Source organism: Opitutaceae bacterium (assembly GCA_015075305.1).
Lineage (GTDB): Bacteria > Verrucomicrobiota > Verrucomicrobiia > Opitutales > Opitutaceae > UBA6669.
Window position 1 is genome coordinate 1 of the sequence record JABTUS010000014.1, and the last position, 14,268, is coordinate 14,268.

At 60.2% G+C, this 14,268-nt stretch carries 16 protein-coding genes; 5 read left to right on the forward strand and 11 right to left on the reverse strand.

Annotated features, from left to right (window positions below; all coding sequences use genetic code 11):
• From HS122_19980 to HS122_20025, 10 genes are all read right to left on the reverse strand, one after another.
• On the reverse strand, positions 1-179 hold a 179-nt coding region (locus HS122_19980), incomplete at its 3' end, for an NADH-quinone oxidoreductase subunit J (protein MBE7540675.1).
• Positions 180-182: 3 nt separating this feature from the next.
• The gene (locus HS122_19985; protein ID MBE7540676.1) at positions 183-722 is read right to left on the reverse strand and encodes an NADH-quinone oxidoreductase subunit I; all 540 of its coding nucleotides are present in this window, start codon (positions 720-722) and stop codon (positions 183-185) included.
• 52 nt (positions 723-774) lie between these two features.
• The gene (locus HS122_19990; protein MBE7540677.1) at positions 775-1,929 is read right to left on the reverse strand and encodes an NADH-quinone oxidoreductase subunit H; all 1,155 of its coding nucleotides are present in this window, start codon (positions 1,927-1,929) and stop codon (positions 775-777) included.
• Between the two features lie 48 nt (positions 1,930-1,977).
• Entirely contained in the window at positions 1,978-3,669 is a 1,692-nt protein-coding gene (locus HS122_19995) for a (2Fe-2S)-binding protein (protein ID MBE7540678.1), read from the reverse strand.
• A 35-nt stretch (positions 3,670-3,704) separates the two neighbouring features.
• Positions 3,705-5,066 (reverse strand): NADH-quinone oxidoreductase subunit NuoF, encoded by a 1,362-nt coding sequence (gene nuoF, locus HS122_20000; GenBank protein ID MBE7540679.1) that lies wholly within the window; start codon positions 5,064-5,066, stop codon positions 3,705-3,707.
• A 57-nt stretch (positions 5,067-5,123) separates the two neighbouring features.
• Positions 5,124-5,615, reverse strand: a complete 492-nt coding sequence (locus HS122_20005) for an NAD(P)H-dependent oxidoreductase subunit E (protein ID MBE7540680.1) — start codon at positions 5,613-5,615, stop codon at positions 5,124-5,126.
• A 91-nt stretch (positions 5,616-5,706) separates the two neighbouring features.
• Entirely contained in the window at positions 5,707-6,939 is a 1,233-nt protein-coding gene (locus HS122_20010; GenBank protein MBE7540681.1) for an NADH-quinone oxidoreductase subunit D, read from the reverse strand.
• Positions 6,940-6,983: 44 nt separating this feature from the next.
• Positions 6,984-7,607, reverse strand: coding sequence for an NADH-quinone oxidoreductase subunit C (locus tag HS122_20015; GenBank protein MBE7540682.1), 624 nt, complete (start codon positions 7,605-7,607; stop codon positions 6,984-6,986).
• A 52-nt stretch (positions 7,608-7,659) separates the two neighbouring features.
• Positions 7,660-8,169 (reverse strand): NADH-quinone oxidoreductase subunit NuoB, encoded by a 510-nt coding sequence (gene nuoB, locus HS122_20020; GenBank protein ID MBE7540683.1) that lies wholly within the window; start codon positions 8,167-8,169, stop codon positions 7,660-7,662.
• Positions 8,170-8,587: 418 nt separating this feature from the next.
• Positions 8,588-8,791: a hypothetical protein gene (locus tag HS122_20025; protein ID MBE7540684.1), complete on the reverse strand. Its 204-nt coding sequence runs from the start codon at positions 8,789-8,791 to the stop codon at positions 8,588-8,590.
• Between HS122_20025 and HS122_20030 the strand changes: the two genes are divergently transcribed.
• The 5 genes from HS122_20030 to HS122_20050 all read left to right on the forward strand — a co-directional run bounded on the left by HS122_20030 (position 8,755) and on the right by HS122_20050 (position 13,001).
• Complete coding sequence (locus tag HS122_20030; protein MBE7540685.1) at positions 8,755-9,999, forward strand: PAS domain S-box protein; 1,245 nt, start codon at positions 8,755-8,757, stop codon at positions 9,997-9,999. The genes HS122_20025 and HS122_20030 overlap by 37 nt on opposite strands.
• 7 nt (positions 10,000-10,006) lie before the next feature.
• Positions 10,007-10,438 (forward strand): response regulator, encoded by a 432-nt coding sequence (locus tag HS122_20035; protein MBE7540686.1) that lies wholly within the window; start codon positions 10,007-10,009, stop codon positions 10,436-10,438.
• Between the two features lie 12 nt (positions 10,439-10,450).
• On the forward strand, positions 10,451-11,506 hold the full coding sequence (locus HS122_20040; GenBank protein MBE7540687.1) for a response regulator: 1,056 nt from the start codon (positions 10,451-10,453) through the stop codon (positions 11,504-11,506).
• Positions 11,503-12,225, forward strand: a complete 723-nt coding sequence (locus tag HS122_20045) for a response regulator transcription factor (GenBank protein MBE7540688.1) — start codon at positions 11,503-11,505, stop codon at positions 12,223-12,225. The genes HS122_20040 and HS122_20045 overlap by 4 nt, the downstream gene beginning before the upstream one ends.
• Before the next feature lie 65 nt (positions 12,226-12,290).
• Entirely contained in the window at positions 12,291-13,001 is a 711-nt protein-coding gene (locus tag HS122_20050; protein ID MBE7540689.1) for an HAD family hydrolase, read from the forward strand.
• Positions 13,002-13,048: 47 nt separating this feature from the next.
• On the opposite strand, the gene HS122_20055 is transcribed toward HS122_20050, so the two are convergent.
• Complete coding sequence (locus HS122_20055; protein ID MBE7540690.1) at positions 13,049-14,161, reverse strand: HAMP domain-containing histidine kinase; 1,113 nt, start codon at positions 14,159-14,161, stop codon at positions 13,049-13,051.
• Positions 14,162-14,268: the final 107 nt, after the last annotated feature.

Consider the following 14,268-nt stretch of genomic DNA (forward strand, 5'->3'; position numbering starts at 1 on the left):
ACGAAGACGACCAGCACGGCGAGTAGGTAGGCCTCCAGGAGCTCGAAGAGGCCGGCGAGGCCGACGAGGCTCAGCAGGAAGCAGAGGGCGGCGTTGATGGTGTTGCGGTTGAACACCACCCCGACGCCGCAGGCGACGGAGAGCGTCGCGAAGAGATAAAACATGAAGTCAGCGTTCATGGCTCAGTGGGCGTTGCCGTGCTCGGCCGCGGCCTTTTTCCGGTCCCATTTGTAGTGCTGGTCGGGCAGCGTGCCGCCGAGTTCGTACAGGCGGGCCTTGTCGTTGACCAACTCGGCGCGGGTGTAGCCCGACAGCGAGAACTGGTTCTGGAGGAAGATGGCCTCCTCGGGGCAGACCTCCTGGCAGAGACCGCAGAAAATGCAGCGGAGCATGTCGATTTCAAAGGCCCTTGGAGCCTTTTCGACGTGCGCGTCCGGTGAATCGGACGGGATGTCGCCGGGGGTGATCCTAATCGCCTTCGGAGGGCAGACAAACTCACAGAGCTGGCACGAGACGCATTTCTCCCGGCCGTTCGGATCCTTCACCAGGGTCGGTACACCGCGGTAGTTGACAGGGATCTCGGGACGCTGCTCCGGATACTCCAGCGTCACCTTGGGCGCAAACATGTGCTTCCACGTCGTCGACAGTCCCGACAGGATCTGCGGGATGTAGGTCCGCTCTGCGAACGTCAGCGGCTTGCGATCAACGGGAACGATGGCCATGGAAGAATGGGTTGAGTGTTGGGCGTGCGTACTGCGACCGTTGGTATCCTGGTCAGAAACGCTCAAGGAGGGCGATCACGATCGCGTAGAGCACGAGGTTGCCGATCGAGAGCGGCAGCAGCTTCTGCCAGCCGATCTTCATGACCTGGTCATACCGGAAACGGGGAAGCGTCCAGCGCACCCACATGAAGAAAAAGATGAAGAACAGGACCTTTCCAATGAACAGCAGCGTAGCGAGCGCCCCCAGGAGCACCGGGTTGTCGCCAAGCGACAGCCAGTCGGAGAGCGTCGAAAGGGGAATCCAGGGAAGCGGATTCCAGCCTCCCAGAAACAGGAGTACAAACACGGCGGAGCCAACAATCATGTGGCAGTACTCGGCGACAAAGAACAGGGACCACTTGAAGGCGCCGTACTCCGTGTGGAAGCCTCCCACGAGATCGGCCTCGCACTCGGCCATGTCGAAGGGCAGGCGATTTGTTTCCGCGAAAAGCGCGACGAGGAAGACAAACGCCGACACCGGCATGAGAAACACAAACCACATGCCTCCCCACAGGCCCGCTTGGCTCTGGCTTTGCACGACATCAAAGAGGCTCAGCGTTCCCGCGCCGCCGGGGGCATTGACCCAGAGAAACACCGGAAGAACCGAGAGCGTCATTGAAAGCTCGTAGGAAATCAGCTGCGCCGATGCACGGACGCCTCCGAGGAACGGATACTTTGAGTTTGAAGCCCAGCCCGCCAGAATGATCGCATAGACTCCAAGCGATGCGACGGCGAACACTGCAAGCAGTCCGACGTCCACGTTGGCGAGAATGATCGGAGCAAGCTCCCCGGCCTTGTCGAAATAGGCCCCAAAGGGCACCACGGAAACCGTCGTCAGCGCCGGAATCATCGCGAGTATCGGTGCCAGGACAAAATAGAGCTTGTTCACATGCCCGGGAATCGGGTCTTCCTTGAACACGAATTTTCCACCGTCCGCCGCGAGCTGAAACAGACCCAGGTGCTGCAGGATTGGGACAATGACGGGTATTCCCGCGAGGAAGGGCGGCACCGTGCGATTCGGTCCCGGGCGTCCTTGTATCCACGCCGAAATCTTCCGCTCCGCCATCGAGCATGCCGCCGCAATCGGAAAGAGCACGACTATCACGGCAAGTCCCTGAAGCACGAGGCGCAGCCAGTGCGGCAGATTGAAATAGAGTGAGAGGTCCATGGTTGGGTCAGCGTGGGTGTGCTCCTCGCGAGTGATCGAAACGGAAACTCAAGCCCCTGCTCCTTCCGCGGGCACCGCTGGTTTGAAATGCAGGCTCGCACCTTCAGCAAACCGCAGCCGGGACCAGGGTGTCGCGTCGAGCAGTTTCCCTGTGTCGGGAAGCGTACGGTAGGTTACTTTCGAAAGCATCGGGATCTCAGCGGCCAGCACTTCCCACAGTGCATGCACATCCGACGGCAGGGCGGGGCCGCCAAGTGCCGTGATCAACCGCGACAGCACCTGGAGATCGTCGTGGGTCCCCGCCTTAGGCGGCACCGCCCTGGCAAACTTCTGCAGCCGGAACTGCTGGTTCACAAGCGTGCCCGCCTTCTCGAAGACCGTGAGCGTTGGAATGACCACGCCCGCTGCATCCGATGTGGCATTTGCATGAGTGCCAAGATGCACGATTGAAACCCGTCCAAGCAGAAGCGGTGAAATCCCCGCGGCGGTCAGGTCCTCACCGATGGAGATCACGAGTTTGACCGTTCCGGATTCAATGTCCCCGGCCAGCTTGTCCAGCCGCGGAGCGGGCAGGTCGGAGATGAGTCCCGTCACCAGCGCACCGCGCATGTTTGGATTGCGATCGCTCGAAATCAAAATGCCATCTCCCGGACCCTCGCGGGCCACAAGATGCACGGCTGCCTTCGACACCTCCGCCAGCCTGCGGGTCAGGAACTGCTCCTCAACGGAACTGCGACCGGACCCAACAACCGCGATCGAACCGGCGGTCTCCTCCAGAAGTTCCGCCGCGCGTGAAATCAACGCATCCAGCGGCTCAGGGCTGGACAAGCGGTCCTCGGCGGCAACCGCCTTGTAGAGCAGCCGCCCACTGTCCGCCATCCAGGTGTCGTTGACTTCGTCATTGCGGCGCGGGGTTATGCGATGAATGACGCCCTCTCGCGACCAGACAACGGTGTTTGCTCCAACGGATGACTCCGTGTCGATGCTGTTCGTCTGTTTGAGAAACCAGACGCGCATGCGGAATCGGAAGTCGGTCGACGTCAGCGCGCCCACGGGACATATGTCCACCGTGTTGAGGGAATAGTTGTTCTCGAGCGCCTTGCCCGGATAGCAGGTCAGTGTCGAATAGCTGCCGCGATCGGTGAAGCCCAGAACGTCATCTTTGGCGACCTCCTTGCAGAACCGGATACAGCGCGAGCAGAGAATGCAGCGCTCGTCATCGAGCACGACACGCGGGCCCAGAAGCGTGCGCTTGGGCTTCACGTTCTTCTGCTCGATGAACCGCGAATATCCGCGCCCATACCCTGTCGATTGTTCCTGCAGCATGCACTCGCCCGCCTTGTCACAAATCGGGCAGTCCAGCGGGTGATTGATCAGGAGAAATTCCGTCACACCCTCGCGGCAGTCCTTGATCTGTGGAGTCTGGGTGCGGACGTGAAGCCCCTGGCTCGCGTTCGTCGCGCAGCCAATCTGCGGCCGCGGGATCCAGTTGACCTTCTGTCTGCCGGTGGCCGGGTCCATCACGGGGGCCTTCGTCGCCGGATCGACGGCGGGCATGCCCAGTTCAACCAGACACATGCGGCAGTTGCCGACGATGCTGAGCTTCGGATGGTAGCAGTAATGCGGAATATCCACGCCAACCAGACGAGCGGCGTCGATGACGTTGGTGCCCTTCGGGACGGCAATCTCCTTGCCGTCGATGTTGACCGTGACGAGGTCTGGTTTGGCAGGTTGGGTCATTTCAACAAAAATTCAGTGCTTGCCGGATCGCGTGATCAGATGAGTTCCAAGGGCTCTGATGTCTTGGCGCCCTTCTTTGCGTCGGCGTAGGCTTTGAACTCGTCTCCAAACTTGGCGACGAAACTCTGGGTGGGCCAGGAACAGGCCTCGCCAAAAGCACAGATCGTGCGGCCGGCGATTTGGTCCGCCACGTTCTTCAGGAGGGCCCCATCCTCCGTCCGCGCCTCCCCGTGCACCATCCGCGTGGTGATTTTCTTCATCCACAGCGAACCTTCGCGGCATGGCGTGCACTGGCCGCAGCTCTCGTGGGAGTAGAAGGCGTTGATGTTGGCCAGCGCCTCGACCATGTTGACGCTGTCGTCCATGACAATGACGCCGCCGGATCCTCCCATCGACCCGATCATCGCGAGCGAATCGAAATCCATCGGAATGTCCTCGATGCCCCAGTCATAGTCGACCAGTTCGGCACCAACCTTCCGCTTGCCCTTGTAGCGTTCGCCCACCTTCAGGACCTTGGCAGAGGAGCCGCCGGGGATGATTGCCTTGAATGTCCGTCCTGGAAGCGGCCCCCCGCAGACCTCATACAGAAGCTCACCGAGTGTGATCTTGCCGACCTCATATTCGTAGTAGCCGGGCTTCCTGACGTGTCCCGAAACACACAGGATGCGGGTTCCCGTGTTGTTGGGCGTGCCGATCTTCGAATACGCCTCGCCGCCCATGTCGATGATGTGCTTCACGTGGCACAGTGTCTCCACATTGTTCACGATCGTCGGGCACTGGTACAATCCAAGGACCGCCGGAAAATACGGCGGCTTGATGCGTGGATAGGCCCGCTTGCCCTCGAGCGATTCGATGAGCCCGGTTTCCTCCCCGCAGATGTAGGCGCCCGCTCCACGGTGGACGTAAATTTCGCAGCCATACGCGGTGCCGAGAATGTTGGGACCGACAAGATTGTGCCGACGCGCCTCATCAATGGCGTTCTCGAGGATGCGGGCGCCGACCGGAAACTCCCCGCGGATGTAGATGTAGGCCTGCTTCACGTTGTTCGCGAAGCATGAAATCATCGTGCCCTCGATCAGTTGGTGCGGATCCTGGTGAATGATGTGGCGGTCCTTGAATGTGCCGGGCTCGGATTCGTCCGCATTCACGATCAGATAGATCGGCTTGCCGCTCTTCCGGTCGACGAGCCCCCATTTGACACCACAGGGGAAACCTGCTCCGCCACGCCCGCGCAGTCCGGATTTCTTCACGTCATCGATGAGCTCCTCCGGCCTGCGCGTCACGGCCTTCCTCAGAATCTCGTATCCGCCATGGCGCAGGTAGCAGTCGATGTCGGGCGTGTAGCCCGCTTCATCGATGTGCTTGAAGATCATCCGGCGTTGTTCGGGAGCTGGCATTTCGAATATCGGTTTTGAGCAGGGTGGAGCGCTGGGTGTCCGCTTGATCGAAGTTTCTCAGGTTTTTCGCTCGGCCGCCTTCGCCTTGATCTGGTCGCTGAGCAGTCTGGCCTTGGCCGGGTCCACATTCTCATGGAGTTCGTCATCGATAAGCACCACAGGAGCCGTGCCGCAGCTTGCAAGGCACTCAACAAACTCGATCGTCACCTCTCCATCGGGTGAAATCTCGCCCTGCTTCGTCTTGAATTCGTCCTCGAACGCCGCGCAGGTCTTGTAGCCTCCCATGAGCGCGCAGGACAGCGTGCGACAGACCTTGATGTGCCTGCGCCCGATCGGCTTCTGCCTGAACATCGGATAGAAGGTGACCACCTCGTAGACGTTGATCGGCTGAAGCTCCAGTTTCGCCGCCACCCATTCGATGGCCTCTCTCGAAATATGACCGACATCCTCCTGAATCAGATGCAGGAGAGGAAGTGTGGCGCTGCGCTTTGACGCGTAGTGCGGGATGACGTCGTCGATCCGCTTCAGGGTTTCAGGCTTCAGATTCACAGGAAAATCTCGGGATTGGTCAGAGCCGCGACGTGCCCGGTGAAACTCGTCGCAGGCGGTAGCGAGTTGGAGTTGCAGGACGCCCGGTTCTTCATCGATCGCATTCCCCCATCACAAAATCCAGGGAGCCCAGGATTGAAACGACGTCCGAAACCATGGCGCCCACGCACAGTTTCGGCAGGATCGAAAGATTGCAGAATGACGGGGAGCGAATTTTCAGCCGCCAGGGCACGCCTCCTCCGCGCGACACCACGAAGAAGCCCAGCGCGCCCTTGGGATTCTCCGCCTCAAAATAGACCTCGCCGGCGGGCATCTGCGGCCCCTCGGTGACCAGCATGAAGTTCTGGATCAGCTCCTCCATCTTGGTCAGAATCTTGGCCTTGGGCGGAGCAAAGATCTTCTTCGCATCACTGGCATACCAGTCTCCGCCTGGGAACCTGGCGATCACCTGCCTGACAATGCGGATCGACTGCTTCATCTCTTCGCCGCGAACCAGATAGCGGTCATAACAATCGCCCCTTTCGCCGACAGGAACATCAAACTCGTACTGCTCGTAGCCGAGGTAGGGCTTGTCCTTTCGCAGATCGAGCGGGACACCCGAACCGCGCAGGTTGGGCCCCGTCAGCCCGTAGGCGATCGCGTCTTCCTTTGAAATCACGCCAATGCCCACCGTCCGGTCCATGAACACCTTGTTCCGGGTGAGAAGCTTGAGGATCTCGTCGAGAATCGGCAGAAACTGGTCGCAGAAGGCGCTCACGCGGTCGAGCCACCCGTCAGGGATGTCCCTCGCAACGCCGCCGATGCGCGTGTAGCTTGTCGTGAAGCGGGCCCCGGTCAGCTCCTCGAAAAGTTTGTAGAGCTTTTCGCGTTCAGTGAAGGTGTAGAGAAACACCGTCCAGGCGCCGACATCGATTCCATACGCCCCGAGGCCCAGGAGATGCGATGAAACCCTCGCAAGCTCGGATGCGATCACGCGGATGGCCTGGCAGCGAGGCGGCACATCCAGCCGTGCCAGACGTTCAACCGCCGTGGCGAAGGCGACGTTGTTGGCAAGCGGAGCGATATAATCGAGACGATCCGTGTACGGAACGAACTGATTGTAAGTCATGTTCTCCGCGATCTTCTCGTCCCCGCGATGGAGATAGCCGACAATCGGATCGCACTTCGTCACAGTTTCGCCATCGAGCTCCAACTGCAGGCGAAGCACGCCGTGCGTGGACGGATGGGACGGCCCGATCGAAAGGGACATCTGCTCCGTCTGAAACTCCTGTGCGGCGGAGGCTCCTTTGGCAGCGGTGTCGGGAAAGGCAAATTCAGTGGCCATGGACTGGGTTCAAGCTCTTGCGCTGGGCGAGGAGTCGCGTGGTTTCAGGAGGGTTTTTCCGACTTTTCGTTCCAGCTCTCGTCTTTGGCGCGAGGCTCGGCTTTGGCCATGTTGATTTCGCCGCTGCTGGCAACAAAGGGACCGCCTGCCATGGGAGCGGGAAGCACCGGCGTGCCCGTCTCGGCAGCGACTTCGAGATCCGGCAGGACCGTCTCGATCCCGGCGAGGGGAAATTCCTTTCGAAGCGGATGATGCGGATAGCCGTCCCACATGAGGATTCGCCGGAGGTCCGGATGTCCCGTGAAGGCGATGCCAAACATGTCGTACGCCTCCCGCTCCAGCCAGTCGGCCCCCGGCCACAGTGAAACGACTGAAGTAATCGACGGCTCGCGGTCGTTCAGGCAGTCCGCGGCAAGACGGAGGTACGTGTGACCGCTCGTGGAAAAGAGGTGATACACAACCGTGAAACGCGGCGTGGCCTCCTCGCCGTTGTCAATCGCGGTCAGGTCGGTGAGCAAATCGAACCCTTGTGAATCGCGAAGGAAGGCGAGAACCGCGGAAATGTCGGCGGCAGGAACGTTGAACGCAGGATGATCCGCGGACGGTCGTTCCCCCAGTTGCGGAAACGACTGCTTGAGTGCGGCGGGAGCATCGACAGTGGCGGACATTGAATGGTCTCGAGTGGCGAACGAAATGTGCGGTGTGGCGGGCAGGGTTGGATCAGGCCGACAGCAAACTCTTGGCTGAGCGCTCGTCGCGCATTTTTGTCTGAAGCTTGACCAGGGCATCCAATAGCGCCTCGGGACGCGGCGGGCAGCCGCTGACATAGACGTCGACCGGAACAATGCGATCGACTCCCTGCAGTGTCGCATAGCTGCGATACATTCCGCCTGAGCTCGCACAGGCGCCCATCGCGATGACCCACTTTGGCGCGGCCATCTGGTCGTAGATGCGGCGAAGATGGGGGGCCATCTTGTACGTCACCGTGCCGGCCACGATCATGCAATCGGCCTGGCGCGGGGAAAAACGAAAAACCTCTGCACCAAAACGCGCGATGTCGAACCGGCTGGCCGCCGTCGCCATCAACTCAATGGCGCAGCACGCAAGACCCATGGGCATCGGCCAGACCGAGTTTGACCGGATCCAATTGATCACCGCGTCCGCCCGGGTGACCACGACGTCTCCCTCGATCTTGGTATTATATGCGAATTCGGTGTTGGTTGAAACCATGGCGTGATTGAGCGCTGAAGATTGAGCCTAGCCCGAACAAACCTGCCAAGGGTTGCAAACCCCACCCACCCGCGCAAGTGACTTTTTCCCCTGCCGAGATATGCGCGGCAGGTAATCACCTTCACTTAATGCAGCGCAGAAGCCCACCTCATGAAATATGCGCCCTGCATGTCATCACAACTAATTCAGCGCGTGACGGGCAATTCGGTGCATTCCACGCAGGATGCACGGCGAGGAGCCCAGCATCGAAGCGGGCTGGAACCGAGAACCTAGTTTCCGACAAGTCTCTGGCAAATACCGCTTGTCAGCGCGAGATGCGCGCTCGATTGCGAACACAGCAGCGGGCGTATCGGGCGACGACCAAGCGCCTCCTCAAAGACCGATGTTCGAAACAAATGGTGCCATGCATGGCCCATCGTCAAAACGACACGGTCGTGCTGATGATCCACTCGCCCGGCGTTTGGAAGCGGTAGTTTAGAATCTGGCCTTCGGAGTTGGCCGTCTGAGGGAGGATGCGCTGGTTGTCGAAGAGGTTGTTTACATTGAGCTGAATCGAGGTGGTGGCGTCCATCCTTGCGACGTGCGATGGAAGCGTCAGTTTGTCGACCGGTGTCGATTTCAAAGGATTATCCAGATGCCGGTGACTCCGCTCGCGAGCGGCTCGAGCGCGACCTCCGCTCGACCGTGCGGGAGCTGAATGACGTCAAAGCGGCGCTGGATGAGCATTCGATCGTGGCGATCACTGACGCCGCCGGAATCATCACCTACGTCAACGACAAGTTCTGCACGATTTCGAAATACCCGAGGGACGAATTGATCGGCCGCGATCATCGGATCATCAATTCGGGTTTCCATTCAAAGGCGTTTTTTCGCGACTTGTGGGGCACAATCGGCGGAGGTCGGGTCTGGCGGGGAGAAATAAGAAACCGCGCAAAGGACGGCACACTCTACTGGGTCGACACGACAATCTTTCCGTTTCTCGACGAGAATGGAAAACCCATTCAGTATGTCGCAATCCGCACCGACATCACGCGACGAAAGTCCGATGAAGAGGCGCTCCAGCAGCTGGCTTCCGAGTTGGCCGAAAAGAACCGAGAACTCGAAGCCATTGTCTACACGGTTTCCCACGATCTGCGCTCGCCGCTCGTGAACATCCAGGGGTTTGGCAGACAGCTTCAGCGCGCCTGCGATGCGATCACCGCGGCCGCCCATGAGGCCGGTGACTCGCGCTGCGTGCCTGTCGGACGGCTGACACAGGCGGTTGATGTCACGATTCCCCAGGCGCTGCGCTTCATCAATGCGGGCATCGGCAGGATGGATGCCCTGATCGCCGGACTTCTGCGGTACTCGAGGCTGGGCAGGGTGGCGCTGGCGATGCAACCGCTCGACATGAACAGCATCCTGGGCGAGGTTGTTGCGGCGATGAAGTTTCAGCTCGATGAGGCGGGTGCCACAGTGCGTGTCGATTCACTTCCCATGTGCATGGGCGATGCGGTGCAAACAAACCGCGTCTTCGCGAACCTCCTCGACAATGCGCTGAAATACCGCAGTCCGGAACGCCCGCCAGTCATCGAGGTGCGGGGGGAGGTGCGCAATGGACAGGCGGTCATTTCGGTGGCGGACAATGGCATGGGCATCGCAGCGGAACATCAGGCCAGGGTGTTCCAGATATTCTTTCGACTGGATCCTGACAAGTCACCGGGGGAAGGCCTTGGGTTGACGATTGCCCAACGTGTGCTCGAGCGGCAGAAAGGCAGAATCTGGATGCAAAGCCGGCTTGGTGAAGGGACCACATTTTTTATTTCACTGCCCGCAATTGAGTCGAACTGAAGAAACCATGAATGACCTGCCAACCATATTGATCGTCGATGATGATGAGGGACACGCCATTCTGATTCGCGAGAATCTCGAGGGCGCTGGAGTAAGGAATACAATCATCCATTTCAGCGATGGACAGCGATTCTTTGATTACCTGGCCTTGGTTAGGACCCGGCTTCCGCGCGCCTTTGTGATCCTGCTGGATATTCGGATGCCCAGGATGGATGGATTCGAGATACTACGGCGCTTGAAAGCGGATTCCGTGTTGAGGAAAATCCCTGTCATCATGCTGACGACCACCGACGACAGCCGGGAGGTCGAGCGCTGCCACGAGCTGGGTTGCAGTCTCTATCTGCAAAAACCGGTCGATCAGGATAGATTCAACGAGTCAATCCGTCGGCTCGGGTGGTTTCTGCCTCTGATGATGGTGCCGTCAGTCCCGGCCGCCTGATCCTGTCAGCCCTTGCCCGCCGCTCTTCCCGCCTCGCGCCTGCTGGTCGTCGATGACGATGAGGGTGTTCTCGTGCTCATGTCGGCGGCGCTGGTCGCCGAGCACCACGTTGTCAGCACCGCACGCTCGGCCCTCGCGGCGCGTCTGGCGCTGAAACATGAGAGACCGGATCTCATGATTCTCGACCTGAAGCTTCCTGATGGGGAGGGAGCCGATCTGGTCGCCCAGTTGCAGGAGGTCGCACCGGTTCCGTTTGTGATCGTGACCGGCCAGGGAGATGAGAAGGTCGCCGTTGAAATGATGAAGCAGGGTGCGCTGGACTACGTCCTGAAGGACACGGCGCTGATCAATCTGCTTCCGGGCGTGATCCGGCGGGCATTGAGGATTGTCACGCAGCAGCAGGCGCTTGCCGCGGCGCGCGTGGAGCATGAGCGGCTCGAACGGGAGATTCTTGCGGCCAGTGAACGCGAACGGCAGAGCATCGGGGCCGATTTGCACGACAATCTCGGCCAGCAGCTCACCGCGCTGGAACTCATGTGCACGACGCTCAAGGCCGATGCGGCGTCGCATCCCGAGCTCGCACAACGACTGGCGGCCATGGGTCGGATGCTCCGAGACGCCATCACGCAGACACGTGCCCTGGCACGGGGATTGGTTCCCGTCGGAAGCGAGCCCGGTGCATTGCAGGATGGTCTGACCGAACTGGCCGGACGAATTGCCACCCTGGGTCGCGGAACCTGCCGGCTGGAATGTCCCAAACCAGTGCTGGTGCCCGATCCCTACGTGGCGGGGCACCTGTACCGGATCGCGCAGGAAGCGGTGAACAATGCGGTCAAGCATGCACGGGCATCCCGGATCGTCATCCGGCTGATGGAAACAAAGTCCGACTTGACCCTGGAGATTGCCGACGACGGCACGGGAATGGCGCGGGAGGAGCGTGCCAGTGGCAGGCACGGGATGGGCTTGGGTGTCATGCAGCACCGCGCAAGAGCCGTCGGGGCGGAGCTGACAGTGGCGTCCACGCGCAATGGCGTGACGGTGACCTGCCGTCTGATGAAGCGGCCATGAAGAAAGCGGAACGCAGGCCATCACCCATTCCATCCCTGTCAGGAGAGCGGCCCGGGGCGCTGGTTCGTCGGCGCATTCTTCTTGTGGACGATCATCCTTTCATGCGCGCAGGCCTTGCGCAGTTGATCGATCGGCAGCCCGATCTGGTTGTATGCGGCGAGGCGGGGAATCCCGCCGAAGCGATGCTTTCGCTCTCCCGGTTGAAACCGGACCTTGTGCTCACAGATCTCACGATGCCGGGGCGAGGCGGGCTGGAGTTCATCAAGGACATCCTTGCCGCCGAGCCACACCTGCCGGTCCTCGTGGTCTCGATGCATGACGAACTGGTCTATGCCGAGCGAGTGTTGCGAGCCGGAGCAAGGGGCTACATAATGAAGGAGGCCGGAGGGGACAATCTGCTGGCGGCCGTTCGACAGGTTCTCAACGGAGAGGTGCATGTGAGCCATCAGATCACATCCCGGATTCTCAATGCATTGTCCGACGCCAGGCCAAGAGGCTCGTCCTCTCCGATCCAGAAACTGACGGACCGCGAGTTTGAAATATTCCAGTTGATTGGCAATGGCAGAAGCACACGTGAGATTGCCTCCCAGCTTCACCTGAGTTCCAAGACGATCGATGTGCATCGAAGCCACATCAAGCAGAAGCTCGGCCTGAAGGATGTGACGGCCCTGGTGCGGCATGCGGTGCGCTGGGTTGAAACCGGTGGCCGCCAGGGCTGACGGGCGCGGTCAACGCCCGTCCATCCAGGACTTGCGCACCGGGCCCGTGATGTTTCCATCGGGGCATGGGCAGCAATGACTGGGTCGTTGGCTTCGATGCGGATGACACGCTCTGGCATAATGAGACGATTTTTGAGAGCGTGCATGTGAGATACCGCGCCCTGCTGGCGCGTTTTCACGACGCAGACACGGTCGATCGGGTGATGTTTGCGACGGAAATGCGGAACCTCGAGCGGTACGGTTACGGGATCAAGGGGTTCATGCTGTCCGCGATCGAAACCGCGATTGAGCTCAGCGAAGGCAGGATTGCCGCCGCTGAGATCCAGGAGCTCATCGTGCTCGGTCAGACCATGCTTTCGCATCCGGTGGAGCTTCTGGAAGGCATCCATGAAATCATACCGCGACTGGCCGGCAAACACCGGCTGCTTTTGGTCACGAAGGGCGACTTGAAGGATCAGCAGCGAAAGCTGGAGCGGAGCGGGCTCCTTCCGCATTTTTCCCATGTCGAAATCGTGCCGGAGAAGGACTTTTTGACATACGAGCGGATCCTTCGTCGCCACGATGTTGATCTCGGACGGTTTGTGATGGTTGGCAACTCCGTGAAATCCGACATTCTGCCGGTGCTCGAACTCGGGGGAGCAGGAGTGCACATTCCCTATGCGCTCACCTGGGGAGCTGAGAAAGTGGATGTGATTCCCGCCTCGAACGGCAGGTTTCATCAATTGAATTCAGTCAGGGAGCTTCCCGCGCTGCTTTGCCAGCTTGTGGATCGATGAGGGCGGGATCATCGCGGACGAATTTGTGAATGCCAATTGCCCGATGCTCAGGCTGCTGGAGGATCCTCTGCACCGGAGCGCCTCTGCGCCGGTACAGCCAGGGTCACCCGCAGCCCGCGACCGCTTGAATGATTGCGGGCGCGGATCGTGCCTCCGTGGAGCGAGGCGATGCGTTCGCACAGCGTGAGTCCGAGCCCCGCGCCCTGGGATGTTGAAGCGATCTCCGAATGGACATTGCGGACGAAGGGTTCGAATACACGGTAGTGCTGATCGACCGGCAGACCCGGACCTTCGTCGGTCATTACGAGCTGCCAGCGTCCGCCCCCCGCGAAACACTCGATCGTGATGGTGCCGTCGCGGGGAGAGACCGCGATGGCGTTTGAGAGCAGATTGAAGAAGAGTTGTCGAAGCAGGGCCTCATCGACAAGCTGCACACCGCCTGCGGATCTTGTTACAACGATGCGAATCCCATGTTCCCCGGCGATGCCTGAAGCATCGCGCGCGAGCGCATCGACCAACTCGGTCAGGTTGATGTGCTTCATGTTGACGAGAAGTGTCCCACTGCCGGCCTTTGTCAGAAACAGCACGCCATCGACGATCCGCAGCAGGCGCGCCGTTTCCGCAGTGAGCTCACCCAGCATCAGCGCGGATTCACGATTGAGGGATGCATGCGGGAGAAGGCGTTCGGCGCGACGCTGGTTTTCCGAGAGAGCCGATTTCAATTCAAGCGCGGCGGCCTCGGTCAGCGCGTGTGTCTGTGAATTCGACGATTCCACTTTTTCAAACAGCTGGTTCAGTACACCGCCGATGGCCGAAAGGTCATCCTGACCCTCGGTGAGATCGACCTGTCTGTCCATCGTGCGCTGGTTTGCGGTCTCGACGGAGGCGCGGAACGCCTTGAGCGGCCGAAGCAGCCGGCGCGCACCGATCCAACCCAGGGGGATGCAGCAGACCACTGCGGCGGCCAGTACGATTCCGGAGGCAAAAGAGAAATCAATGAGCTGATCGCGCTGCTGGGCGCTCAGACCGGTCTCTTGAAACATCCAGGCGCCGAAGAGCAGCGCGGCGCAGGTCAGGATGACCAGGGCCGCAGTCGCAAGCACAACGGCGCTCAGTCGGATGGCGACGTGACGGTCAAATGATCCTGCGGGCAAAGCCATGGGAGATGCGGCGTCTGAGGATCCGCTCAAGGTGCTCGAAGGGCAAGCCTCCCGGATGCCGGGAAGCGCACCGGTTGAAATTCCCTCGCGTTCAGATCTCGAATCCG

Bases quoted from the DNA above. Each gene is read 5' to 3' on its own strand.
- HS122_19985 (MBE7540676.1), bottom strand. From the start codon at position 722: ATGGCCATCGTTCCCGTTGATCGCAAGCCGCTGACGTTCGCAGAGCGG.
- HS122_20030 (MBE7540685.1), top strand. From the start codon at position 8,755: ATGGAAGCGTCAGTTTGTCGACCGGTGTCGATTTCAAAGGATTATCCA.
- nuoF (MBE7540679.1), bottom strand. From the start codon at position 5,066: ATGCCAGCTCCCGAACAACGCCGGATGATCTTCAAGCACATCGATGAA.
- HS122_19990 (MBE7540677.1), bottom strand. From the start codon at position 1,929: ATGGACCTCTCACTCTATTTCAATCTGCCGCACTGGCTGCGCCTCGTG.
- HS122_20010 (MBE7540681.1), bottom strand. From the start codon at position 6,939: ATGGCCACTGAATTTGCCTTTCCCGACACCGCTGCCAAAGGAGCCTCC.
- HS122_20050 (MBE7540689.1), top strand. From the start codon at position 12,291: ATGGGCAGCAATGACTGGGTCGTTGGCTTCGATGCGGATGACACGCTC.
- nuoB (MBE7540683.1), bottom strand. From the start codon at position 8,169: ATGGTTTCAACCAACACCGAATTCGCATATAATACCAAGATCGAGGGA.
- HS122_20035 (MBE7540686.1), top strand. From the start codon at position 10,007: ATGAATGACCTGCCAACCATATTGATCGTCGATGATGATGAGGGACAC.
- HS122_19995 (MBE7540678.1), bottom strand. From the start codon at position 3,669: ATGACCCAACCTGCCAAACCAGACCTCGTCACGGTCAACATCGACGGC.
- HS122_20015 (MBE7540682.1), bottom strand. From the start codon at position 7,607: ATGTCCGCCACTGTCGATGCTCCCGCCGCACTCAAGCAGTCGTTTCCG.
- HS122_20055 (MBE7540690.1), bottom strand. From the start codon at position 14,161: ATGGCTTTGCCCGCAGGATCATTTGACCGTCACGTCGCCATCCGACTG.
- HS122_20045 (MBE7540688.1), top strand. From the start codon at position 11,503: ATGAAGAAAGCGGAACGCAGGCCATCACCCATTCCATCCCTGTCAGGA.